Origin of the sequence: Cognatundibacterium curvum, assembly GCF_014284235.1 — a bacterium.
Taxonomy (GTDB): domain Bacteria; phylum Pseudomonadota; class Gammaproteobacteria; order Burkholderiales; family Burkholderiaceae_D; genus Undibacterium; species Undibacterium curvum.
Map to the genome: position 1 here is coordinate 249,674 of NZ_JACOGD010000007.1, position 25,875 is coordinate 275,548.

Below are 25,875 nucleotides of genomic sequence, written 5' to 3' on the forward strand. Positions count from 1 at the left end.
CCCCTGAGGAAAGTAAGTCTTTGCACCAACTAATTTAGATTTCGACCTGTGCGCCCACTTCGATAACACGATTACTTGGAATTTGATAGTAATCCGCAGCATCACGTGCATTGCGCGACATCGCCACAAACAAGCCCTCGCGCCAGGCTGCCATACCACTGCCAGGACTGGAAACGATGGTCTGACGGGAGATGAAATACGAAGTCTCCATAGGCTCAAACGTTAAACCATGCTGGGCACACAATTCCAGCGCCGCAGGAATATCCGGTTCATTTTTAAAGCCATAGAATACATCGACCTGATAGCAGGCATTACCCAGGCTGGTGACCTTCACACGCTCAGAAAACGGCACCCAAGGGATTTCACGGTTATACAGGGTCAGGAACACCACGCGCTCATGCAGGATTTTGTTGTGCGAGAGATTGTGCAACAAGGCATGCGGCACACCATCTGCCTCACCACGCAGGAACACAGCCGTACCATATACCCGCGTTGGCGGAGAGACGAATAAAGATTGCAAAAACTCTTCGAGCGGAATTGCATGCTTTTTCAGATTATCAAACACCAGCTCACGGCCACGCTTCCAGGTCACCATCACTGTAAACATCACGATACCCAATACCACCGGGAACCAGCCACCATGGAAGAATTTAAGCGCATTCGCCGAGAACAAGGCCAAATCGATGAACAGGAAAAAGCCAGTTGCCAGGATACACAGCAATAAATTGTATTTCCAACCGTAGCGAATCACAAAGAAAGTCAGCAACGAAGTCACCAACATCGTGCCAGTCACCGCAATACCGTAGGCCGATGCGAGATTAGAAGAAGACCCAAAACCCACTACCGCAGCAACCACGACAATTAACTGCATCCAATTCACAGCCGGAATATAAATCTGACCGATTTCTCTTGCTGATGTGTGCATGATTTCCATACGCGGCAAAATTCCTAGGGAAATTGCCTGCTTAGTCATGGAGAAAGTGCCGGAAATTGTCGCCTGAGAGGCAATCACCGTCGCAACGGCTGACAAGGCCACCAAAGGATAGATACTCCAGGAACCCAATTGTTGATAAAACGGATTTTCAGCTGCTGCAGGATTGGACAACAACAAAGCCCCCTGCCCCAGATAATTTAAAGCCAGCGCTGGAAATACCGCAATAAACCAGGCAAAGCGTATCGGCTGACGCCCGAAATGTCCCATGTCTGCATACAAGGCCTCAGCACCGGTAAATGCCAGCACAACCGCAGCCAGTGCCGGGAAAGCCAGATGATAATTTCCCATGAATTGCAGCGCATAGACAGGATTCAATGCCGCCAGTATCTGTGGCATCTTGAGGATGTTGTACACACCCATCGCTGCCAATGCAGCAAACCAGATGACCATGATAGGCCCAAACCATTTACCTATACCTGCAGTTCCTTTGTACTGAACCGCATACAGCAAAATCAGCACAACCAGCGTAATTGGCACCACAAACGGCTGAAACGCGGGCGTCGCCACTTCCAGCCCCTCTATCGCAGAGAGCACGGAAATTGCAGGCGTAATCACCCCATCTCCATAGAACAAAGCTGCACCGAACAAGCCCAGCACAAACAGGGTGAAATGCCATTTCGATTTTTTACCGACCGACTCCAGCGCCATCGCCGTCAAGGCCATGATACCGCCTTCGCCGCGGTTATCCGCTCGCAAGATCAGGGTCACATATTTCAGCGCAACAATAATGATCAGTCCCCACAAAATCAGGGAGACCACACCATACAGATTCGCTTCAGTGAGGGGGATTCCATGTTCTTTGGAGAACATCTCTTTCATCGTGTACAGCGGGCTGGTGCCTATGTCACCATAAACAATACCGATTGCAGCCAGCGTCAATCCAGCCATGCTGCTTTTTGCGTGTTGATTTTCCAATTGCGTACCTTGTAATTATTGGTGCATTGCACAATAGGTGATTCCGGTTTGAAATTCAATAGTACAGAATAAAAAAACAAATATATGAAATATTTACGCAACACTTCACGAAATAAACTTTACTTTTACATCCGGCAAGCAGCCTGAGACCGAGACCAGGCTTGGGTGCAAGCACCGCAACAGCAACAGCAAAAGCACTGAGCCAGAAATAAGCAGAGATTCACACCATCATCAGGCATCATGCTGAGCGCAACAATACATTCCTGAGGATTTGCAATTACAATGAATTCAACGGCAGTTGGCAATGCCGGGCTTAATTCTGTGCGAATAACTCAATACCCAGAGCAAGATGAAGATAGGGGGAATTTAAGATGATGAAAAAAGAAGAGAACCAGCAATGCAAATAAAAATGCCCGCATCAGCGGGCATTTTTACGAATCACTGGCGGAGACGGTGAGATTCGAACTCACGATCCAGGTTACCCCAGATGCTTCCTTAGCAGGGAAGTGCCTTCGGCCACTCGGCCACGTCTCCACACTATTACCACAAAGCTTGCGCTTCACAGCAATCGAGACCAAGATAATATCTGCTACACCGCTTTTGGTCAACTAGCTGTCAACACAAAAACAAGTTTTTTTGCAAACGCAGATCAGGCGCTTTCCAGTTCGAATGCTTTATGCAAAGCACGTACGGCCAACTCCATGTATTTCTCATCGATCAACACCGAGATTTTGATTTCCGAAGTCGAAATCATCTGGATATTGATCCCCTCTTCTGACAAGGTGCGGAACATTTGCGAAGCGATACCTACGTGGCTACGCATACCAACACCAACCACAGACACTTTGGACACCTTGGAATCACCAACGATGCTGGTTGCGCCAATATGTTCTTTAACGCTGCCTTCCAGTACCTGCATCGCTTTCGCGTATTCATTGCGCGGCACAGTGAAAGTAAAATCGGTTTTCCCTTCGACCGACTGGTTTTGGATAATCATATCCACTTCGATATTGGCATCAGCGACTGGGCCGAGGATCTGATAGGCGATGCCTGGGCGATCCGGTACGCACAGTACGGTGATTTTTGCTTCATCACGATTAAATGCGATGCCAGTGATGGTAGCTTGTTCCATATTTGTATCTTCCTCAAACGAAATCAGTGTGCCGGAAGTTGCTTCCTCTTCCAGCGGCATTAATGGATCCGTCAGCGATGACAGAACACGGGTAGGCATACGATAATTACCGGCAAACTCGACCGAGCGGATTTGCAGCACTTTGGAGCCCAGCGATGCCATTTCCAGCATCTCTTCAAATGTCACGGTATTGAGGCGGCGCGCCTCAGTCACGACACGTGGGTCGGTCGTATAGACACCGTCCACATCGGTATAGATCAGGCATTCTTTTGCCTGCAGTGCAGCAGCCACAGCGACTGCGGAAGTATCCGAACCACCACGACCCAGGGTCGTAATATTGCCCTTCTCATCCACACCCTGAAAGCCGGTAATAATCACGACCTTGCCAGCATCCAGATCTGCCTTGACTTTAGCATCATCGATGGATGCGATGCGTGCCTTGGTATGGGCGGAATCAGTTTTAATAGCGACTTGCCAGCCAGCATACGAGACCGCCTGCTTGCCGATAGCCTGCAAAGCCAGCGCCAGCAATCCTACCGATACCTGCTCACCGGTGGAGGCGATCATATCGAGTTCGCGCGGATCAGGCTGCGCATTGAGTTCTTTCGCCAGACCTAACAGACGATTGGTTTCGCCGGACATGGCAGACGGCACCACCACTATCTGGTGACCGGCATCATGCCATTTGGCGACGCGCTTGGCGACGTTCTTGATGCGTTCAGTCGAACCCATCGAAGTACCGCCGTATTTGTGGACGATTAAAGCCATAGATATAGAAGACGTAAGGGTGAAAAATGAGGTAGAACAACCCCTTACTCTACATGCTGCCCTGCAAAATAACAAGGCAATCAAAAGCAAATTTTCTTAAGTTATTCGTTCAACGCATACCGGTTTTTCGAATTTTCTACAGAAATATGGCAGAAAAGTTCATTTTCCAAAGAGGAAATTATGAAATTGGTGCGACGCAGTGCACGCTCACCACACTTAGAGGCAAGAACTCAGTCACACGAAAATCAGGAAATGAAGGTAAGCATGCCCAATTTGCACACATCCACCGCTTTAAAGCAGCCAGAATGCCGCATTTTCCAAGAGAAGCATGAACGATTGCCCGCTCATGGCCTGAGCGAGCTGCTCAAGAAGCATCCGGGCAGTAGCCCGTCTACCATATTACTTTTGAGTATATTTATATAAATAAATTATTGAAAGCTGCGCTTGCTGTCGCGCCACACTGCGGCGAAAAGCGCTTACTTTTCCACTTAATTAAGTGCGGACTTAAATGCTTACTTACTTTCCGGCTGATCAGCAAACATCTCATGCCAACCCTCATGTCCAAGCTTGCGCATGGCTTCCATATTGCGTTCGTAGATCTCTTCCGCTTCAGGAAAGGCTTCGACTGCCTTATCTATACTATCTTCGCGCAATAAATGCAGGGTCGGATAAGGCGAGCGGTTGGTGTAGTTTTCTATATCTCCGACTTCGCTATCCGCAAACTGGTAATCGGGGTGGAAATTCGCAATTTGCAAAATACCGGCCAAATCCAGCTCTTCCAGCAAGGCATCTGCCACATCCAGAAAATCATTGAAATCCATGAAGTCCCGTAAAACGTCCGGACAAATTAGCAAAGTGGTTTCGATTTTTTCAGGATTCGCTTCCGCCAGCACCTCCAGCTCACGGCGCAAATCCTCGACCAGATCCTGCTCACTCTTGGCCTCACTGACCACATAGCGAATTTGCTGCTTGACGTGCACCGCCTTAGCGAACGGACAAAGATTCAGACCGATAACGGCTTTTTCCATCCAGTTGACGGTTTGAGCAATCATGGATTCCTGAGTGACAGGCAAAGTAGACATAGACAAAATTCCTGAAAAATAAGCGCGCAAGCATAGCACAGCCCCCTGTCAGTTTTTCCGCCATTTGCAGCAGATTTTGGGGCAGTGTTGATTATGCACCGCCCTGCTGCAAAAAAACAAAAAGCGACACCATCAACATGGCATCGCTTTTCGCTATATCAAAGATACGGCTATCCTGGGACCGTATCAGATTTCTTCGTACAAAGGCAAAGTCAGGAATTCCGCAAAATCACCAGAAGTCGACATTTCTTCAAAAATCTGCGCTGCACGGTCATAGGTGGCGCCATCGCCAGCAACTGCCTTCACTTTGCTCAACTCTTCCGGGATCATAGCGCGCACCATGTCGGCCGTGACCTTGCGACCATCTTCCAGCTTGCCTTTGGTAGAGCGTATCCATTGCCAGACTTGCGAACGGCTGATTTCTGCGGTCGCTGCATCTTCCATCAGATTGTGGATAGGCACGCAACCATTTCCAGCTAACCAGGCACCCAGATAGTGAATGCCAACATTGATGTTATAGCGCAGGCCAGCTTCCGTGATCGGTGTTTCAGGCTGGAAGTTCAGCAAGTCCTTGGCGGACACTTCCACATCCGGACGTTGCTTGGTAATCTGATTCGGTGCATCGCCCAGTACTTTTTTGAATTCAGTCATGGCCAACTCAACCAGACCTGGATGCGCTACCCAGCCGCCGTCATAGCCATCGGTAGCATCACGTGCTTTGTCATTGCGCACACCGCCCATTGCAACTTCATTTTTTTCCGGATCATTTTTAATCGGAATCAAAGCAGCCATACCGCCTATCGCAGGTGCATTGCGCTTGTGACAAGTCTTCAGCAAAAGCAAGGCATACGAGCGCATGAAAGGTGCCGTCATAGTCACTTTGGCGCGATCTGCGAGGCAGAAGTCCTGGTCGTTCTTGAATTTTTTGATGCAAGAGAAAATGTAATCCCAGCGCCCTGCATTCAGACCCGAGCTATGTTCGCGCAACTCATACAGGATTTCATCCATTTCAAACGCAGCAACGATGGTTTCTATCAGCACTGTCGCCTTGATGGTGCCTTGAGGAATGCCGATTTCATTTTGTGCCATCACAAAAATATCATTCCACAAACGCGCTTCCAGATGGGATTCCATTTTCGGCAGATAGAAATATGGACCCGCACCGCGTGCCAGTTGCTCTTTCGCGTTATGGAACAGGAACAACGCAAAGTCAAAAATACCGCCGGAAATACGCTTGCCATCGACCAGCACATGCTTCTCATCGAGATGCCAGCCGCGTGGACGCACGACCAGCGTAGCAATTTTATCGTTCAACTGATACGACTTGCCGTTCTGTTCCAGGCTGATCGTGCGACGCACTGCATCGCGCATATTAATCTGCCCTTGCAATTGATTATCCCAATTCGGTGTGTTGGAATCTTCAAAATCAGTCATATAGCTGTCAGCACCGGAATTGAGTGCGTTAATCACCATTTTGCGTTCCACCGGACCAGTAATTTCTACCCGACGGCATTCGAGCGCCTGAGGAATAGGCGCAATTTTCCAGTCGCCCTCACGAATGTGGCGGGTTTCTGCCAAAAAGTCCGGGCGCTCACCGGCATCCATACGCCTGGCACGCGCAACCCGTGCTGCCAGCAATTCCTGACGGCGCGGTTCAAATGCGCGGCTCAGTTTTGCGACCAGCGCTAATGCTTCCGGGGTCAGGATCTGTTCGTAACCTGGCTTGATTGCTCCGGTAATTTCCAAACCTTGCGGCAATATCAACTGACTCATCGTGCTCTCCATAAAAAGAAACGCATTGAAACTGACTCAATGCAATAAACAAGGACAATAAATTAAGGCATCACTTCAAATTAAATCACTGATATGTTTCAAGAAAATGTAAGACATCGGCCAGCGTGCGCCCTGTGCCATGCGGCATCACGCCCAATTCTTCCAGAGGCGCACTATCGCGATTGACCCAGAAGGTGGTGTAGCCGAACCAGGTAGCGCAACAGACATCCCAGGCATTACTCGAAACAAACAACATATTTTTTGCCGGCACGCCAAACATGTCTGGTCCCAGCTGATAGGCTTCCGGCGCAGTTTTATAGACTTTCACTGCATCAACCGAGAGCAAATGCTGAAACAACCCCTGCATACCTGCATGTTCAGTCGCTGCCTGCAACATCTGCGGCGTACCATTGGACAGAATCGCCAGCTTGTAAGCCTTGTCCCGCAAAGATTGCAGCACTTCCCTATTTTCAGGAAAAGCATTCAGCCTTGCATACTGACCCATCAATGCATTTTGTGCATCCAGGTCTAATTGCAAGCCAAAATAACGGCAGGAAAATACCAGTGCATCCTGGGTAACTTCCCAAAATGGCTTATACATACAACACATAGTGCGCAATTGAGTGTACTCAATCTGTTTCCTGCGCCACAATTGAGCAAGTTGTTTACCGTAACCGGGAAACAACTTCTCTGCGAGTTCACTGACCGAATACACATCAAACAATGTGCCGTAGGCATCAAACGCAATTGCATGTATTGCCATCACTTTACCTCTGCATACCGTTTTGATCAGGAAGCTACAGAGTATATTCAATTAAAACAAACATAAATAAGAGATTTATCACTTTATCTTTTACTTTTTCGCAAAAATAAAAGATGAAATAGCTTTCATTCAGTATATAAATACTCGTAAACCGGATAAAACTGCTCTCTGAAGAAAGTTCTCACTCAGAAAGCATACGCAGAAGCGAATGGACGCGCCTATGCAAAAAATACATCTATCCATTACCTGACAAAACCATACCGAAGATCGCTAGTGTGCTAAATCAATAATAAAACTCTTTGGGGGAATGATTCTTCATGGATCAATTTAAACAAATCAGCACCTTTGCTGAGGTCGCCGCACGCGGCAGCCTGTCAGCAGCGGCCAGAGCAGAGGGAGTCGCACCAGCCATGATCAGCCGGCGTCTGGACGCGCTGGAAGAAAGGTTGGGCGTCAAATTACTGCAAAGGACCACACGCAAAATCGCACTGACCAATGAAGGCAGTTCTTTTTTAGAGGATTGCCAGCGCATCCTGTCGGAACTGGAAGAAGCGGAATCGTCCGTTGCCGAACGCAATGCCAGCGCCAGCGGCGTACTGACGATTTCAGCACCCGCCGGGTTTGGACGACAGCATGTAGCCCCTTTGATTCCAGACTTCTTGCAGCAACATCAGCAATTAAAACTGACACTGAGTCTGAATGACCGGGTAGTGGATCTGATCGGTGAAGGCGTGGATGTGGCGATCCGGATTGCCGCGCTGTCAGACTCCAGCCTGATTGGCGTCAAGCTGGCAGACAATAAACGTGTCGTGGTGGCCGCCCCCTCCTACCTGCAACGTCATGGTGCACCGAAAACCCTGGACGAACTGAGTAATCACAATTGCCTGGCCTTCAGTGCCGATGGCAGTCAGCGTGGCTGGACCTTCCGCCAAAGCGGGAAAAACGTGACGATTAAAGTCGATGGCAATATGGTCTGCAACGATGGTGAAGTACTGCATGACTGGGCCATCTCAGGGCGAGGATTGGCATGGCGCTCAATGTGGGAGGTCGGCGCGGAAATTGAATCCGGTAAGCTGGTCAGTGTACTGGATGAATACACCGCTCCCGGCAACGACATTTACGCCATTTTTGCTCAGCGACGCCACCTGCCCTTGCGGATACGGGCTTTCGTGGATTATCTGAGACAAGCTTACAGCTCACCGGACTATTGGAAAAAAGGCTGAGTCTGGTTCATCTTGGCGCAAGCATTTTGGGATAAAAAACAGGGAGCACGTCACAAACGGGCTCCCTGTTTTGTCTGCGCTGTTCGTAAACACAGCTTCAATTCAGATCAGAATTCTTCCCATTCATCGGCGCGCGGCTTATTTGCATTGCCCGAAACAGGCTTCGCATTACCACCCGAAGCCGCCTGGGAACGTGCAGGCAAAGACCTGACTTCCTGCTTAGACTTAACAGCAACTGGTCTGGCAGCAGGTCGTGCGGACGGTGCCGCAGAATGGGATGCATTTCCAGCCTCCAGTTTAAAGATACCTACCGCCTGATTCAGATTGCTGGCCTGATCACGCATACTGCCCGCCGCCGCAGCAGCCTGCTCCACCAAGGCTGCATTTTGTTGCGTCGCCTCGTCCATCTTGGTAATCGCCTGATTGACCTGCTGAATTCCTTCACGCTGTTCTTCGCTGGCAGCAGTAATTTCAGCCATGATGTCGGCCACGCTCTTGATCGACACCACGATCTCGTCCATGGTTTTTCCAGCATCATCGACCAGGCGCGCGCCCTCTTCTACTTTATCGACAGAATTTGCAATCAGCTCTTTAATTTCTTTTGCAGCATTGGCTGAGCGTTGCGCCAGACTTCTGACTTCGCTAGCCACCACCGCAAAACCACGCCCCTGTTCACCTGCACGGGCCGCCTCTACAGCGGCATTCAGTGCCAGAATATTGGTTTGGAAAGCAATCCCGTCAATCACCGCGATGATGTCAACGATCTTGTTCGAGCTTTCTTTAATTGAAGACATCGTGTGCACGACATCACCTACCACCTTGCCACCTTTGGAGGCAACATCAGAAGCAGTCAGCGCCAGCGTATTCGCCTGGCGTGCATTATCGGCATTTTGTTGAACGGTAGAAGTCAGCTCTTCCATGGACGAGGCAGTTTCCTCCAGGCTGGCAGCCTGTTGCTCGGTACGGGAAGATAAATCCATATTGCCAGAAGCAATTTCATCGGAAGATACCGCAATCGAGCCACTGCTCTGACGCACCATCGTGACCGTCTGCACCAGGCTTTGACGCATATTTTCAAGACCGGAAATGAGCTCTCCCATTTCGTCCTTAGATTCTGGCTTGAGTTGCTGAGTCAGATCGCCATCACCGATAGCACGGAACTGGCGCAAAGTCTGATGCAAAGGATGGGAAATAGCACGCAACAAAAAATGCGCTGAAATAAATACTGCAATCAGACCACCCACGACACCCAGCACATCGATCCAGACAAACCATTTAAAGGCGGTCTGACTTTGCTGATATTTGCTTTCAGATTCTTTCAACTGAAAGTCACTTAACTCAGCAATTTTGTCAGAGTAGGCGGAAAATAACTTCGGTACGACAGTCATATTTAAGCGATCAGCTTCGTCACGATTACCTGCCTTGATCGCTGCCGTCATTTTCAGATGCGCTTCGTTCATGTACTGATCGCGCGCGACAACAACCTGATCGGACAACTTTTTCTCTTCCTCATCCTGAGGCAAAGTCAAATACTTCTTGAATGCCTCATCTGACTTACCGACGTACATCTCAGAACGCTTAATCGTTTCTGCCACATCAGGAGCCTCCGGATGAGCAATTGCACGGTCTATCGTCACGCGTGATCGCACCATATCAACACGGGATTGCTGCAACGCATCGACCGATGGTAATTGATTCGTGAAAATCTCTGCAATGATGGCATTACTGTTCTTCACACCGATGATACCCATCACACCACCGATGACCAACATGATGGCCATGAAGGACATGGTACCGATCAGCCTCATTCTGATAGTCAGATTCAACATTCTTCCCTCACCTAATTAATTCCTGAGCACAATTGACAGAGAATACAAATTTTTCACTACCCAACCTTGATTCCGAACAATGACCGACACGATTTCTTATATTTACGCTGATGCAAAAATCTGGGCAGGACTCTTACCTGGGTTGCAATCCTCATCCATCATCTATTTCAGCTAACCTCATCACAGATTTTAACCGAGAGAAATGTGCAATTTAAGGCAAAGTTGATTTTGTTAAAAAATGTTGTTTTCTGACGAAAGTCAGTGTACAGGCAAAAAAAATCCCCGACGAATCGGGGATTTTTATCAGCTTGGCTTTACTCCGCCATCAGACTCTAATTACAGAGGCTGGATGTTGGAAGCTTGCTTACCTTTAGGGCCTGTAGTTACTTCGAAAGAAACGCGTTGGTTTTCTTTCAAAGATTTAAAGCCGGAAGATACGATTGCGGAGAAATGTGCGAACAAATCTTCGCCGCCTTCATCTGGAGTAATGAAACCAAAACCTTTAGAATCATTGAACCATTTAACAATACCTGTTGCCATTACAATTTCCTATTTCAGTGAATTTGGGCAGTTGCCCGATAGATCGTTTCAACCTCAGTAAGAAATGACAGACTGATACTGCAAAACCACTTTGAATCTCAACGACGATCTGATTATACGCACAAAATCTGAGAGGAAGTAAAATAAAATCTGAGTTTTGTGCATTTATCTGGCTTTTTTGAGGAATTTATCAAAGTTCCGTCTGATCTATAACGCATATTCAGCAAAATACCTCACTCTGACGCTTCTAATCAGCACGGGATGCAATTCCGCCGCAAGCAACTCAAGCTCTGCCATGCAACATAAACGCAGCTGCGCCAGTGGCTATCCTTTCCCCTTCTTCATTGCGCAACTCCATCAATACATTGGCAACCCGTTTCCCCAAACGCGTCACTTCCGCAGTCGCAATAAATGCGTTTCCTTTACCCGGCTTCAGATAATCTATCCTGAGGTCTATGGTACTCATCAGTCCGAATTCCCGAATCTGCGCATAAGCATCCTCACGTGGCTGGGTCTGCGCCAGCTTCAACAGAATAGCGACACCTGCCACGCTATCCAACACAGAAGCAATGACGCCACCGTGCAACATACCCTGTGCAAAATTACCCAACAAGTCATTCCGCATGGCGAGCCTTAATTCTGGCTGGTCACTGGCAAAGCTCTGCACCTGCAAACCGATCAGCCGGCAAAACGGGATGGCCTCTTCTACCACCTGCTTCAACAGCGATTGAAATTCAGGATTTTGCGACATATCGTTTGCCATCTTTACCCCTCAATAATTATTCAATCAAATGATTTATTAAATTGAGATTACATCAATTGACTCAGACGCACAATCTTTCCCTTAAGCCAAATGTTTGTGATATTTTTAATGCTTAGCTAATAACCATACAGTCAATGACTACCATGCAAAAACTGCTATTTTGTCTCATGCAAATCTGGGGCTACGCATTAATCAGCATGCTGCCTGTCGCGGCTTTTGCAGTCAGTCCCGCAAAGGAACCCATACTCAGGTGTTTTGTCACCTATGCCGGCAGTACCGAGGTGATTGAAACCGGCTTAAGTAGCAATCCTTACCAGGTCGCTGCCCACGATATTCAGGGGCGCTTTCGTTTTAAGCCAGTGATGATAGGTGAGCATGGTCGCATCAGTTACATCAAGCTTTATACCTACTTCCAAACCAACAAAACTGATATCCCCATCCATCAGGCCAGTTACTTCCCGCCATTCCGGCGCAACAAACAAGCCTATCTGCTGACGCCCCACAATTCCCTGTATGCGGGGGAAGTCGAGCGGGAACTCCAATATCACTGCACTTTAAAGAACCTGGCATCATGATTTCATTATTTCCCATTGCAAAAATCCGCTGCGCCAGCATCCTTATCTATGCAGTGGTCTGCTTGTCGACAAATTTTGCTCATGCCTCAGAAACCGGGCAAAAAGTCAGCTTGCTGTTTGCGGGCGACATCGTGCTCGATGGTCAGCCCGGAAAGTGGATCACCAAAGGAAAAGATCCGTTTTCCGCATTTGCCGCTGTTTTTGCATCGACCGATATACGGATTGCCAATCTTGAGTGTGTCGTTGCCAAAGAGGGTCAGGCAGCAGATAAAAACTTTACCTTCCGCGCAGAGCCGGAAAGCCTGAGTGTATTAAAACGCCATGTGGATGCGGTATCGATTGCAAACAACCATTCGGGGGACTTTGGGCGGGCTGCATTTTCTGAAATGCTCACACATTTACAGAAAAATCAGATTCAATACTTTGGCGGCGGGAATAATCTGAGCGAAGCTCACCGGCCACTGATCATAGAACGCAAAGGATTACGTATTGCACTGCTGGGCTATAACGAGTTCATGCCACGTAGTTTCGAAGCGGGTACTGCATCCGCAGGGATAGCCTGGAGTGAAGACGAGCAACTGGTACTTGATATTCAGCAAGCGCGACTACACTACAAAGCGGACCTGGTCATCCCGTTTATGCATTGGGGATGGGAGAACGAGCACCACTCCAATCAACGTCAACAACATCTGGCAAAAAAAATGATAGATGCCGGCGCGGACGCAGTGATAGGCGGCCACCCCCATGTACTGCAAGAGACATCGACCTACAAAGGTAAACCGATCATCTACAGCATAGGGAATTTTATGATCGATGCGCTGGATAATGAAGCGCAGACGCTGGGCTGGGTGATACGGCTGGAGCTAGATAAACATGGCGTGACCGTATGGGATAGTCGCGTAGCCAAAATCAGCGACGAAGGGATACCTGAACCTCAGGCTCAGCTAGCGAGTGCATGCTGGGTGCGCGGCGACAAACAGACTCGCCTTTGCAGCAACGTCGATACCGGTTTTAGTCCGGCTCAGATTCAGCGTTCAGGCGCTTTGCCAAAGGCACTAGCAAACTAAGGTCAGAACTGGCCACAGTCACACAGGGCAGTATCCATCCCTCCTGTTTTTCGTCCGGACTCAGACCTGGCCAATCCATAGTGAAACGGTACTGCCCCTGTAAAGACTGACACAAACACGCACGGCATGTGCCATTGCGACAGGAACTTGGCAGACTGATGCCCTGTTCCAAGGCATTTTCCAATATTGTCTTATCAGCCTGAAGCTCACAGCTCAGTCCGGATGGCATCAGCGTGAGCTGGTACTTAACATTATTTTTCGTCATAGTTTCCGTACTCACATTGCGTTTCGAAACTGTTACTACTAATACTAATAAAACTTAAACCATGTTCTGCCTGCCATCAAGGGCTGTCACAATACTTCATCAGGAAACACCGATACCCCACCAGAGCGGCATAAAAATATCAGGAGACCTCCTATGACAACAATCAGTCAGCCTGCAACTGATAGCAACATGAATCCGCCAGAACGCAGAAATAATACCCGAACCCAACTTAAATTATGTGAGCTGGACCCGACTCTCGCGATTGCAGGAGAAATCATCGGAGACTGCCTGCTATTACCAGACATACAGTCAGTGGGGAGCATGCGGGAATGCTGTCCACACTGCGGCGACGAAGCTTTGCAGCTACATCTGCGCTACCGCCATGTCAAACGCTCGCATTTATTTTGCAATCGCTGCCATCGCTGCTACGACGCCCTGCATCCGGATGGCAGTTCTGCAATTGCCAGTTGTACTCTGCTCGCCCCCCCGAATGCGACGGTCCCATAAAAAAAGCGGCTGACAGCCGCTTTTTTTATACTACCTATGACCTTCCGCCGGATTACACGACAGTTTGCAAGCGCATCGCAATACCCATATCACCGGATACTTTGAGTTTGCCCATCATAAATCCATTCATGGGATTGAGCTGACCAGTCAGCAAGGCACCCAGATCTGCCAGTGCGATGGTGATCGTGCAAGCTGCATCTTTGTTTTCGTTAGATACAGTATTCGGTGTGGCGCTTGCATCAACAAATACCACGCCATCGCTGCCACAATCAAATTTCAACGTTGCGTTCAAACCGCTATCATCACCCACTTTAGTGCGAATTGCTTCTGTGCATGCTTGCAAATCCATGTCTGCTGCTCCGAGAGTTAAAAAACGGATTGCAATGTAGCATGTATTCCTTTCGAGGAACAATACTAGAACTTGCAACTGCGCAATCCATGTTTAACGCAATCTAACGCAATACGCAACTCAACATCCAGTAATACTCATTGCGATAAATACGGATGTCGCGCGCAACAGCGGCAAACTTTTTACGCATATAACTGTCAGTCGGGAAGTTTTTGATGACCTCTACCCGACTGCCATCGGCCACGGTGTGGATATGAAAGGTATTGCCCTCCAGATCGGTACGCGCCACAGGTAAAGTTTCGCCTTCCACCTCATTATCATCAATCAATATCAGCGTGCTGCCACTGCCTATCGCTGCGCACCATTGCTTCAAGAGCTTGCTCTGGTCTTCACGCTTTACATGCGACCATAAAAATCCTGCGAACGCCGCACTATAACGTCCCGCTTCTGCGGCTGGCAGCGCAAACGCATCGGCAAGCGCAAAGTCTACGTTATCGTTATCAAATTCCTTGGTTTGTGCAATTTCCAACAATTCAGGACAAAAATCAGTCGCGTGCACGGATTCGGCGAAGTCCGCGATTTGCCGGGTCCAATAGCCGGTACCGCAAGCCAGTTCCAGCACTTTTTGTCCCATCAGCATCTCACAGACACGCTCTTCCATCTCGTCGAGATCATCCTCGCGCGCTTCGATCGCGTAGTCCTGCTCCAGAACCGGAGCACGTTGTGCGTAATAGTCGCGCAACTTTAAATCTGTCATGTTATTTCCGTTTATAAATCGTAAGTATCTTTATTGCCCTGCATCACACTATCCACCATTTTCCGGTTTAAAGTCGGGTTAAGCAATTCAATAAAAGTATAGACATAGCTACGCAAATAGGCCCCTTGCTTGATCGCAACGCGCGACACATTCATACCGAACAAATGCCCGACCGGCACTGCGCGCAAACTCTTGTCGCGTTCTGCATCGAAGGCCATGCCTGCGATAATGCCTATCCCCATGCCAAGCTCGACATAGGTCTTGATCACGTCGGCATCAATCGCCTCGAGCAAAATATCAGGCTTCAGATTTCTGATCTGAAACGCATGATCTATCTTGCTGCGACCAGCAAATGCCGCATCGTAAGTCACTAGCGGATAATGGGCGATATCTTCCAGCGTGATATTCTTGAGTTTCAACAATGGATGCTCCAGCGGCAACACCAGTACATGTTCCCACTGATAGCAAGGCAAGGAAATCAAACCGTCATAGCCAGCGATTGACTCAGTCGCGATCACCAGGTCCGCCTGATCCCGCATCACCATATCGGCGATCTGCTTAGGATTCCCTTGCAGCAAGGAAAGCCGAACCTTGGGGTATTTTTGCATGAAAGCCTGCACCACCTTAGGCAAGGCATAGCGCGCCTGCGTGTGCGTAGTCGCAATCGTAAAGCTGCCGCTATCCTGGGCCGCATACTCTTTACCTATGCGTTTCAGACCATCAATTTCCTGCATGATTAGCTCAACCGACTTCAGCACTGCCCGGCCAGGCTCAGTCAAACCACGAATACGCTTACCGTGGCGGGTAAAAATATCCACCCCCAGTTCTTCTTCCAGCTCAATAATTGCCTTGGAAACACCAGGCTGAGAAGTAAACAAGGCCTTGGCTGCCTCAGTCAGATTAAAATTCTGACGAACAGCTTCACGGACGAAGCGCAATTGATGTAAGTTCATGAATGACAATATTCTGTGAATGTGGCGCAGACAGCCAGGGCGCTGTCCATGCTTTCAGGAAATAAATTAGCATTAATGGCATGTAATTACCCGAGAAACCATTGCCACTAAAAAAATTAGCACCAAATTACAGCAACGAGGGCTGGAATCAGCTCGCCTAGCTTATGTCGCTAACCTTTAGTAAAACTGAATTGATATACTACCAGCAGTATATAGAGACCGAGAAAAGAATTCCATGCTCAAATTTCACTTCGCACCAAACTTAGGCAAGAATCTGGCTTTTTTTTCTGTTTTGAGCCTCTTACTCACACTATTTATACATGATCCTGCCGCAGCGCAGCTTCCCGCTGCCAACCCGACAAGCTCCAAAACGCCGAAAATCTGCGTGGTTTTATCGGGTGGCGGCGCCCGTGGCTTCGCCCATATAGGCGTGCTCAAGCAATTGGAAGCGATGCACATACCGATAGACTGCATCGCGGGTACCAGTATGGGTGCGGTCATTGGCGGCCTGTACGCATCAGGCATCCCAGCCACAGAAATTGAAAAACGTCTGGAAAAACTGAAACTCAATGATATTGCGCTGGATCGCATAGACCGTCGCCAACTGCCACAAAGCATACGCGAAGAGGACGAGCAATATCCGCTCGGCGCCACGCTGGGTCTGAGTGAAAACGGGGTAAGGCTGCCTAGCGGCGTGGTGCAGGCCAGCCAGTTTCAGGAACTGATACAAAACTGGACCTCACATCTGGCACCAGACATCAAATTTGACCAGCTGCCCATCCCCTTCCGCGCTGTCGCGACCGATCTGGAAACCGGTGAAATGGTCGTCTTTGACAAAGGCGCGCTGCATAAAGCGATACGTGCGAGCATGGCTGCGCCTGGCGTATTTGCGCCAACAGAAATCGATGGTCGCTTGCTGTCGGACGGCGGACTGGTGCGTAACCTGCCGGTAGACATTGCCAGAGACATGGGGGCGGACGTCATTATTGCAGTTAATATTGGCACCCCGCTCATGCCGCGCAAGCAATTGCAGACCCTGTTCAACGTGAGTCAGCAAATGGTCAATATCCTGACCGAACAAAACGTCAATGCGCAGAAAGCCAGCTTAAGGGAAAGCGACATCCTGATCGAGCCCAACCTGGGCAATATAGGATTTCTGGACTTTGGACGATCCAAGGAGGCCACAGAAATCGGTCAGACTGCAGCCAGACAATTGCAGACGAAACTGGCGGGCCTTGCCTTACCAGATCAGGCCTACCGGGTGGCGCAAAACAAGCGCGAGAATCCTCAACTGCCACCGATACAAATCAGCTTTATCGATATCGACAACAATACCGCGATTCCCGAGGCCGACATCCGGCGCCTGATAGGATTTGAAATCGGCAGCTTTTACAATGCGGAAGAAGTCAATGCCAAACTGGCTGCACTGGGCACGACCAGAGAGTTTGATAATCTGAGTCATGAACTGGTTCAAAAAGACCGTCGCTATGGCATCAGGATTCAGGCTAATGGCAAAAACTGGGGCCCGCATTTTCTGCGTTTTGGTCTGGCTTTATCCAGCGGCTTCGATGGTGCAGGTGGCTACCGCCTGCAAATCGGACATCGTCGTCCATGGCTGACTGAGGGTGGTTTGGAGTGGCGCAATGATGTGGAGCTTGGTAATACGCTCAAATACCGCACGGAATTACGACAACCCTTGTTTGAGCGCGAAGGCAGTTATCTGCTGCCTTTTGCGCAGATCAGCGAAAATACTGTGAATTTCTACAGAGACAATGTGCGGCTCGCTGAATATAGTCTGCGTGCACAAAAAGCCGGTGTCGAAGTTGCATACCGGCTCGGTAATCTGGGTACGCTGGGCGAAGCACGGCTAGGTTTAAATTACAACCGCTACAGTATTGTTCCGAAACTGGGCGGGGTGATCACGTCAAATGGCGTGGACATCACCGGCTCAGTTGACAGCTTGCCTAGCGCGAGTATTCAACAGTATGGACTTAAAACGGGTGTTGTGATCGATCAGCTCAGCGACCCCAGTTTTCCGCGCCAAGGCTACAAAGTCGATACCGGCTTATTTTTGGGCATGGATCGTTCACGCGACAGCTACCAGGAATTCAATCTCGATACAGTCTGGGCCAAGAGTTACGGCAGCCACAGCCTGAATCTGAAATTCAGCGCCGCAGGACTGTTTCAGAAAAACGATAACAAGATACGTGGGATAGGCTCGATGCTGGGTGGTTTCCAGCGCTTGTCCGCCTATCAGCAAGATCAGTTCCTTGGCAACTACATGCTATATGGCAGCGCCACCTATCTGCTGCGCGCCGTCAATTTCGAAATGGCGGGACAAAGCCTGTTCGTTGGCTCTTCACTCGAAATGGGCAATGTCTGGAATGAAAAGAAGGATATCTCTGTCAACTCTTTGCGCAAAAGTCTGAGTTTCTTTGGTGGCGTCAACAGTTTCATGGGGCCAGTATATCTGGGCTTTGCGATAGGCCAGAATGGTGCGCGTACGGTATTTTTCCAGTTAGGACGTCAGTAGTCTGGCTGAATTGGTGTGTTCAACAACCCTTATCCACATACAGATACGGGTTGTTGATTCAGTTATGAAGAAGGGCGGGCTTAATCCGGCTCAACCAGGCTCTGATCAATCGCACCGAAGATGGACTTGCCGTTTTTATCCAGCATTTCTATCTTAATGCTGTCGCCATATTGCATAAACGGAGTAATAGCTTCGCCAGTAGCGATCATTTCCAGCGCACGTTTTTCGGCGATACAGCTATAGCCTTTGGCGGCGTCTTTGTTGGACACCGTTCCCGATCCTATGATGGTACCAGCGCGCGCGCGGCGGGTTTTACACAAATGCGTGATCAGTTGCGGGAAAGAGAAAGCCATATCGATACCGGCATTCGGCTGACCAACCAGATTGCCGTTCCAGCTTGATCGCAGCGCCAGATGTACTTTGCCATCACGCCAGGCTTCGCCTAACTCGTCGGGTGTCACTGCCACCGGAGAGAAACTGGAGGCCGGTTTGGACTGAAAAAAGCCAAAACCTTTCGCCAGTTCTGCAGGAATCAGATTGCGCAGTGAGACATCATTGACCAGCATGAGTAAGCGTATATGCTCAGCCGCACGGTCGGGACTCACGCCCATAGGCACATCATCGGTGATGATCGCAATTTCACTTTCAAAATCAACACCCCATTCGGCTGACCCCAGCACAATGTCATCACAGGGGCCGATGAAATCATCACTGCCGCCCTGGTACATCAGCGGATCATGCCAGAAGCTCTCAGGCATCTCGGCCTGACGCGCTTTTCTGACCAGCTCTACGTGATTCACATAGGCAGAGCCATCCGCCCACTGAAATGCGCGCGGCAGAGGCGCCATGCACTGATGCGGCTGAAAATCGAAGCTATAGGCGACTTTACCTGCATTCAAACGCTGATACAGCTCTTCCAGCTGCGGTGCCATGAATTGCCAGTCATCCAGTACGCGTTGCAAAGTCGGCGCAATGCCGTTGGCGATGCAGGCCGTTTTCAGGTCGCGCGAAACCACGATTAATTGTCCGTCACGGGACCCGTCTTTTAAGCTCGCTAACTTCATATTTCCTCTGTACAGTCAGGTTTGCCGCATTGTACCTGATCAGCTACGCTGGCTGCGATAGCGTCAGGCCGCAGATTTTTCTTAAGCAGTGAACTATGCCAGCCCGGCGCGCTCCAAACAGCTCAGTCAGCAAGCTGCCAGACCGACATAGGGACGCCGGATTTCGCAAATCCTTGTGTATCCATCTGGCACTCCTGCCTTAAAATGACAACATAGTCCGTGCAGCGAATTCTTTGCCTGCAGCGGATATTGATCCAATTGACGTGACATTTAGTGAAAGCTTATTGTGAATAAATCCATGCGCACTTTACGCATCTTGCCTGCCCTGCTGCTGGGATTGGGATTAGTCAACACCGCCTACAGCCTGCCTGCCACAGCACAAACCAACACCACGCTGAGCGGCAAAACCGCGAATCCACAACAAAAATTACTGGCACTGGCAGATCGCTACTATGTCGCTAGTGCAGAATTCAATCCGCTGGAAGCGACTTATCATGGCGATGCCGGCTATGACGATAAATTGCCGATGACCTTAAAGCCTGAGGTACGTGCACGTCAGATCGCGTTTTGGAAAAACATGGTCAAAGAGCTTAAGGCATTAGCTGTCGGCCAGTTGTCCGGACAAGACCGTGTGACTTACGACATCCTGCTGCACGAACTGGAAGGCAATCTGTCACTGGCAGCTTACCCTGACCACCTTCTGCCCATCAATCAAATGGACAGCATCCCACTGACACTCGCCCATTTTGGCAGCGGCCAAAGCGCACAGCCGCTGAACACCCCGGCACAATACGACGCTTATCTGAGCCGCATCACACAATTGCCAGACTGGCTGAATCAGGCCACCAGCAATATGCGGACCGGTAAAAAGCGCCATATCACACTGCCTATGGCATTGGTCAATTCTTTGCTGCCACAGTTCAAACAACTGGCTTCCGGCAAAGTAGAGGATCACCCTTACTACCTGCCGATTATCAATATGCCGGCCAGCTTCTCTGATGGCGACAAGACCCGCTTGCGTGAAGCGTATCAACGTGAAATCACACAAAAAACCCTGCCAGCGCTGAAGGAGTTTTACCAATTCCTTCACGATGACTATCTGCCTTCGGCCCGACCAAGCACAGGCTGGGGTGCGCTGCCGAACGGCGCCGCCTGGTATCGTGCCTGGGTTGCAGAGCAAACCACGACCAATCTGACGCCGGAACAAATACACGCCATCGGCCTAAAAGAAGTCGCACGTATTCAAAGTGAATATGCGATTCTTGGCCCTAAACTGGGCTATCACGGTGATGCACAAGGTTTACCTGGCTGGATGGAAACCCAAACCACTTACCGCACTTTTAAGACTGAAAAAGAAATCCTGGACGCCTATAAAGCGATTGATCAGGAAATCCGCAAACACCTGCCTACCTATTTCGGCAAGATCCCGAAAGCACCGCTGGAAATCCGCCCTGAGCCTGAAATCAGCCGCGAAACCGCATCCGATCATTACACCTCGCCTGCATTAGACGGTTCGCGTCCCGGCGTGTTCTGGGCCGTCATCAATAATCCGGCAGATTATGCAAGTACCGGCATGAAAACCCTGTATCTGCACGAAGGTCAGCCCGGCCACCACTTCCATCTGGCCAGCCTGCAAGAACTGGATGTGCCTAAATTCCGTCGCGTCGGTGGCAATGTTGCCTACACCGAAGGCTGGGCACTGTATGCAGAAACCCTGGGCAAGGAAATGGGCTTATTCGCCAATGATCCACCGGCTTACTACGGTCATCTGAGCGATGAAATGCTGCGCGCTACCCGCCTGGTGGTCGATACCGGCATGCACGCCAAGGGCTGGACCCGTGAACAGGGCATCAAGTATTTGCAACAGACCCTGGGCTATACCGAAGCTGCTTCACGCCAGGCGATAGAACGTTATATGGCCTGGCCGGGTCAGGCGCTGGGTTACAAGATAGGATCGCTGAAAATCATGGAATTGCGCCATCTGGCTGAGGCTGAATTGGGGCAACGCTTTGATCTGCGCCAGTTCCATGATGCGATTTTGAGTGATGGTACGCTACCTTTATCGCTATTAGAGACTAAAATGCGCAAATGGATTGCTGAACAGAAATCTGTTAACGCAAGCAAATAAGTTTTATTTTTACAATTACATTGCTTTCATTCCTGCTGACGACCGGATTTTCCGGTCGTTTTCTGGCACAAGCCACACTGCCTGATTGACCTGAGAGATTAAGTCAAGCAGAATGAAACCCTAGTGGGCAGCGTTGCCGCTTTGCATTATTTTTCTTTTTCAAACTATTTAATGTAAGCGTAATGCCATAGCCATCATGAACTCACAGTGAAATTCTGCGATGAACCGACAAAAAGCACTCAAATGCATCGTTGAGCAAGCCCACAAGGGTGACCTGGTCTTTCCAGCCAATGTAGCCGCCTCTCTGAAGCTGCAACAAACGCTGGACGATCCGGATTGTTCTGTCGATATGGCAAGTAAACTGGTCCTCAATGAACCGCTGTTGGCTGCAAAAGTGGTGGCGATTGCCAATTCTGCCGCGTACAACCGTGGTGGTGATGTCACCAATGTCAAAGCTGCTATTAACCGGCTCGGCTTCAAGACCTTGCTGGCCATCGTATCCAGCCTGATCGTGCGCCAGCTGGCCGGATCGAGCAAAGACAAAGCCATCCAGGCAAAAACGCAAAAACTGTGGGAACACACGGCGCAAGTCGCGGCGCTGTCCCAGGTGATTGCGCGCCGCATCACCCGGCTGGACCCGGATACCGCCATGTTTGCCGGCATCGTGCATGAAGTCGGTAATTTTTATTTGCTGTCCCAGGCGGAAGAATTTCCGTCTTTGCTGGAACCAGACACATTTGGCGTCGGTGAAGTCGATGACGAGCTACCTGAATTTGAGGATACGCTGGTCGACCTCGAATCCTCTGAAGCCATCATCGGTCGTGCCGTGATACAGAAACTCTGCTTGCCCGGCTCTGTGGTGGAAGCGCTGGAATCAATGTGGTACGGCTTACGCGCCATGCCACCGGAAACCCTGGGCGACACTCTGTTGCTGGCGAATGAACTGGCTGCCACCAAATCACCGCTGGATTTCAATTCCTATGCAGAGTCTGAGCGCTTTACATCAGAAATTGATTTTGTGGTCGGCGATGGCACGCTCAACAGCATACTGGAAGAGTCGGACGAGGAATTGCGTACGTTGACTTCTGCATTGCTGGCCTGACGCTCAGCGATCACATCATCGACAAAAGCCTCCTGTCACCGCTGCGGTACAGGGGATTTTTTTTTTGACAGACTCACCGCAAGCTCAACCCTGTGCCAGACTGACTTCGGTCAGCCAGCACCCCTCGCTGATATGATGCGTGACTTGCCCGATACGGTGCGCGCCATCAAAACGGCGGCCGCAGCCCCTTAACACCAATAAGCCGCCGGGTTGCGCCGCTATGCTGCCAGCACACTGCACCTGACCGGAAACACCGAAGTCACTTTGCACAGGCTCACCCGGTAGCGACTGTAGTGTTAAATCTGCCGCCAGCAAAGATTCGCCCATGACCAGCAGCAGCTCAGGCTGCGCTGCTTGCGCTGACGCGCCTGGATACAGCACTTGCTCGATCTGGCATTGCAGCTCCAGCGTGGGCGGCTGATTTGGCTGGAGACGCAAACGCAGGCTGAGTATGCGTCCGGATAAACGCAACTGATTCAGTCCGCCCGGGCCCAGACCCAGCGCTATCGCCGAGCCTGGTAACAATAATTTCTGCGTCGACGGCACCAGCGCCGTATCCAGCACCAGACTGGCGCTGGCCTGACCATACGCTGATAGCTGCAACTCCATGCTCAGGCAGCGTATCGCATCGGGCAGAGGCTGCGCATTGACCGCTATCGTAAAACTGACCAGTTGTGATAAATCGACAGACTGCATACCTCAGGGCTTTCTGAAATCAGGGTGAAGCTTAAAGCGCCAGTATCCTGCATCATTAACAACAGGCCCGGCGTTACCGGGCCTGATCCTAACATAAGACAAACTTATGCTGAGAAAAGTGCATTCAGCGCGGGCCAGCCAGTGCCGCCTGTATCTGGGTCAGTGAAGACGGATCTTCTATCGTGGTCAGATCACCTGCATCCCGTCCCTCGCAAATCGCCTGTATAGAACGACGCAATAATTTGCCAGAGCGGGTTTTGGGCAGGCTGTTCACAAAATGCACGCGGGCCGGACGCGCCACCGCACCCAGCTGCTTATCCACCACGGCCATCACTTCAGCTTCTAGCGCACGTTTTTCAGCCTCACCCGGATATAACTCAGGCTTCTTCAAAATCGCAAACGCAACCGCGACCTGACCTTTGAGCTTATCTTCTACCCCAACCACCGCCACCTCAGAAATCTGAGCATGGCTGGACACACTCTCTTCGATTTCACGTGTACCCAAACGGTGTCCGGCGACGTTAATCACATCATCAGTGCGGCCGAGTATGAAGAAATAGCCATCGGCATCGCGTATGCCCCAGTCAAAGGTCGAATACAGTTGTTCGTGCGCGAACTGACTCCAATAGGTATTCACAAAGCGTGCATCATCGCCGAATACGGTCTGCATGCAGCCCGGCGGCAGCGGCCCGCGTATCGCCACCACGCCTTTTTCATTGGCGGCACATTCCTGTCCGGTAGACTCATTGATGATGCGTACATCATAGCCATACATGGGGACGCCGGGACTGCCGAGCCGGGTCTCTTTATGCTCGATGCCGCGTGCAATCGACAGGATGGGCCAGCCAGTTTCGGTCTGCCAGTAGTTATCAATAATCGGCACGCCGAGCTCATTGGCAATCCAGCTGGAGGTGGTTTCATCCAGCGGCTCACCGGCCAGATATAAGGCCTTCAGCGAAGATAAATCGTGCTGTTTCATCAGTTCAGGCGGATGCTTTTTCAGTACGCGAATCGCGGTAGGCGCAGAGAACATGCGGCTCACACGATGACGTGCCACGATACTCCACCAGATACCGGCATCTGGCCGTATCGGTGTACCTTCATACATGATGGTCGCCATGCCAGCGATCAGCGGGCCATACACGATGTAAGAATGGCCGACCACCCAACCTATGTCCGACGTGGCGAAATACACCTCACCCGGATTACCGCAAAAAATATGCTTCATCGAAGCCGCCAACGCGACCGCATAACCACCCACATCACGCTGTACCCCTTTAGGCTTACCGGTGGTGCCTGAGGTATACAACACATACGACATCGCATTCGATTCCAGCCAGGTCACTGCTACCTGCGCCGCCAGATACTGTTCACGCAATGCGGCATAATCCACATCGCGCCCGGCTACCAGTTGCATCGCCTCCAGCCCGCGATCCACCAACAAGACATGAGCAGGCTGATGGCTGGCAGCAGCAATCGCCTCATCTAACAAAGGCTTATACGGCACGGCTTTGCCAGCGCGCATACCCGCATCAGCAGATACGATCAGGACCGGCTGCGCATCATCAATACGGGTTGCCAGACTTTTCGCCGCAAAGCCGCCAAATACCACGGAATGCACGGCGCCAATACGGGCGCAGGCCAGCATCGCAAATGCAGCTTCAGCAATCATGGGCATATAAATCAACACCCGGTCCCCTTGCTTCACACCCAGGCTCTGCATAATCGCAGCCATGCGCTGCACTTCGCGATGCAAGTCAGCGAAGCTATACACCTGCTCCTGACCGGTTTCTGTGGAAATCGCTATCAGGGCTGGCAAATCTGCCTGCGTGTTCAGCCAGCGGTCCACTGCGTTATGGCAGAGATTGGTTTCACCGCCGACAAACCAGCGTGCAAACGGTGGATGGCTGTGATCCAGCACCTCAGTGTAAGGCTTATGCCAGTCTATGAGTTGTGCTTGCTGATCCCAGAATTGGTCAGGTTGTTGCAGAGATGCCTGATAAAAATCCTGATAGTTCATGATGTCTCCAGTCTGATTGCGTAAGTACTGCTGTTTTTAATTTTTTGCTTTTTGTCTGTCAGTTTGGTGTAAGCGAA

20 protein-coding genes, 1 tRNA gene and 1 pseudogene are annotated in these 25,875 nt (G+C 50.2%); 6 read left to right on the forward strand and 16 right to left on the reverse strand.

Going from position 1 to position 25,875, the window contains the following annotated elements:
• Positions 1-34: 34 nt before the first annotated feature.
• The 6 genes from H8K43_RS14665 to H8K43_RS14690 form a co-directional block, all read right to left on the reverse strand.
• The gene (locus H8K43_RS14665) at positions 35-1,882 is read right to left on the reverse strand and encodes a potassium transporter Kup (RefSeq protein WP_186904508.1); all 1,848 of its coding nucleotides are present in this window, start codon (positions 1,880-1,882) and stop codon (positions 35-37) included.
• Positions 1,883-2,351: 469 nt separating this feature from the next.
• A tRNA-Ser gene (locus H8K43_RS14670) sits at positions 2,352-2,443 on the reverse strand.
• A gap of 115 nt (positions 2,444-2,558) precedes the next feature.
• A complete protein-coding gene (locus tag H8K43_RS14675) occupies positions 2,559-3,809 on the reverse strand; it encodes an aspartate kinase (protein ID WP_162021791.1) in 1,251 nt (416 codons plus the stop codon).
• A gap of 512 nt (positions 3,810-4,321) precedes the next feature.
• Positions 4,322-4,891, reverse strand: a complete 570-nt coding sequence (locus tag H8K43_RS14680) for a DUF1415 domain-containing protein (protein ID WP_186904509.1) — start codon at positions 4,889-4,891, stop codon at positions 4,322-4,324.
• Between the two features lie 186 nt (positions 4,892-5,077).
• A complete protein-coding gene (gene aceB / locus H8K43_RS14685; RefSeq protein ID WP_186904510.1) occupies positions 5,078-6,664 on the reverse strand; it encodes a malate synthase A in 1,587 nt (528 codons plus the stop codon).
• Between the two features lie 85 nt (positions 6,665-6,749).
• The gene (locus H8K43_RS14690) at positions 6,750-7,430 is read right to left on the reverse strand and encodes a haloacid dehalogenase type II (RefSeq protein WP_408058549.1); all 681 of its coding nucleotides are present in this window, start codon (positions 7,428-7,430) and stop codon (positions 6,750-6,752) included.
• 314 nt (positions 7,431-7,744) lie between these two features.
• Between H8K43_RS14690 and H8K43_RS14695 the strand changes: the two genes are divergently transcribed.
• Positions 7,745-8,650, forward strand: a complete 906-nt coding sequence (locus H8K43_RS14695; RefSeq protein WP_186904512.1) for a LysR family transcriptional regulator — start codon at positions 7,745-7,747, stop codon at positions 8,648-8,650.
• A 107-nt stretch (positions 8,651-8,757) separates the two neighbouring features.
• On the opposite strand, the gene H8K43_RS19100 is transcribed toward H8K43_RS14695, so the two are convergent.
• From H8K43_RS19100 to H8K43_RS14710, 3 genes are all read right to left on the reverse strand, one after another.
• Entirely contained in the window at positions 8,758-10,479 is a 1,722-nt protein-coding gene (locus H8K43_RS19100; protein ID WP_186904513.1) for a methyl-accepting chemotaxis protein, read from the reverse strand.
• 336 nt (positions 10,480-10,815) lie between these two features.
• The gene (locus H8K43_RS14705) at positions 10,816-11,019 is read right to left on the reverse strand and encodes a cold-shock protein (protein WP_162021796.1); all 204 of its coding nucleotides are present in this window, start codon (positions 11,017-11,019) and stop codon (positions 10,816-10,818) included.
• Between the two features lie 283 nt (positions 11,020-11,302).
• Entirely contained in the window at positions 11,303-11,782 is a 480-nt protein-coding gene (locus H8K43_RS14710) for a thioesterase family protein (protein WP_186904514.1), read from the reverse strand.
• Between the two features lie 143 nt (positions 11,783-11,925).
• Between H8K43_RS14710 and H8K43_RS14715 the strand changes: the two genes are divergently transcribed.
• Positions 11,926-12,357: a hypothetical protein gene (locus H8K43_RS14715; protein WP_230403974.1), complete on the forward strand. Its 432-nt coding sequence runs from the start codon at positions 11,926-11,928 to the stop codon at positions 12,355-12,357.
• Positions 12,354-13,424, forward strand: coding sequence for a CapA family protein (locus tag H8K43_RS14720; protein WP_186904515.1), 1,071 nt, complete (start codon positions 12,354-12,356; stop codon positions 13,422-13,424). Before H8K43_RS14715 ends, H8K43_RS14720 begins: the two co-directional genes overlap by 4 nt.
• Here the strand turns inward: H8K43_RS14720 and H8K43_RS14725 are convergent.
• The 4 genes from H8K43_RS14725 to H8K43_RS14740 all read right to left on the reverse strand — a co-directional run bounded on the left by H8K43_RS14725 (position 13,369) and on the right by H8K43_RS14740 (position 16,255).
• Complete coding sequence (locus tag H8K43_RS14725) at positions 13,369-13,689, reverse strand: 2Fe-2S iron-sulfur cluster-binding protein (protein ID WP_186904516.1); 321 nt, start codon at positions 13,687-13,689, stop codon at positions 13,369-13,371. The two genes, H8K43_RS14720 and H8K43_RS14725, sit on opposite strands and share 56 nt — an antisense overlap.
• Positions 13,690-14,248: 559 nt before the next feature.
• A complete protein-coding gene (locus tag H8K43_RS14730) occupies positions 14,249-14,545 on the reverse strand; it encodes an SCP2 sterol-binding domain-containing protein (protein WP_162021800.1) in 297 nt (98 codons plus the stop codon).
• Between the two features lie 103 nt (positions 14,546-14,648).
• Complete coding sequence (locus H8K43_RS14735) at positions 14,649-15,302, reverse strand: class I SAM-dependent methyltransferase (protein WP_186904517.1); 654 nt, start codon at positions 15,300-15,302, stop codon at positions 14,649-14,651.
• An 11-nt stretch (positions 15,303-15,313) separates the two neighbouring features.
• Positions 15,314-16,255: a CysB family HTH-type transcriptional regulator gene (locus H8K43_RS14740; RefSeq protein WP_162021802.1), complete on the reverse strand. Its 942-nt coding sequence runs from the start codon at positions 16,253-16,255 to the stop codon at positions 15,314-15,316.
• Positions 16,256-16,490: 235 nt separating this feature from the next.
• On the opposite strand from H8K43_RS14740, the gene H8K43_RS14745 reads away from it, so the two are divergent.
• Positions 16,491-18,788 (forward strand): patatin-like phospholipase family protein, encoded by a 2,298-nt coding sequence (locus H8K43_RS14745; RefSeq protein ID WP_186904518.1) that lies wholly within the window; start codon positions 16,491-16,493, stop codon positions 18,786-18,788.
• 80 nt (positions 18,789-18,868) lie between these two features.
• Here H8K43_RS14745 and H8K43_RS14750 read toward each other — a convergent pair whose 3' ends face one another.
• A complete protein-coding gene (locus H8K43_RS14750) occupies positions 18,869-19,852 on the reverse strand; it encodes a fumarylacetoacetate hydrolase family protein (RefSeq protein WP_186904519.1) in 984 nt (327 codons plus the stop codon).
• 298 nt (positions 19,853-20,150) lie between these two features.
• Here H8K43_RS14750 and H8K43_RS14755 point away from each other — a divergent pair, with 298 nt between their 5' ends.
• Together H8K43_RS14755 and H8K43_RS14760 are read left to right on the forward strand one after the other, a co-directional pair.
• Positions 20,151-21,980: a DUF885 domain-containing protein gene (locus H8K43_RS14755; RefSeq protein ID WP_186904520.1), complete on the forward strand. Its 1,830-nt coding sequence runs from the start codon at positions 20,151-20,153 to the stop codon at positions 21,978-21,980.
• Positions 21,981-22,200: 220 nt separating this feature from the next.
• Positions 22,201-23,082, forward strand: a complete 882-nt coding sequence (locus H8K43_RS14760; RefSeq protein ID WP_186904521.1) for an HDOD domain-containing protein — start codon at positions 22,201-22,203, stop codon at positions 23,080-23,082.
• A gap of 84 nt (positions 23,083-23,166) precedes the next feature.
• Here H8K43_RS14760 and H8K43_RS14765 read toward each other — a convergent pair whose 3' ends face one another.
• Positions 23,167-23,778, reverse strand: a complete 612-nt coding sequence (locus H8K43_RS14765) for a hypothetical protein (protein ID WP_186904522.1) — start codon at positions 23,776-23,778, stop codon at positions 23,167-23,169.
• Positions 23,779-23,902: 124 nt separating this feature from the next.
• Positions 23,903-25,807 (reverse strand): annotated as a pseudogene (locus H8K43_RS14770) (propionate--CoA ligase); the annotation flags it as partial.
• Positions 25,808-25,875 lie beyond the last annotated feature (68 nt).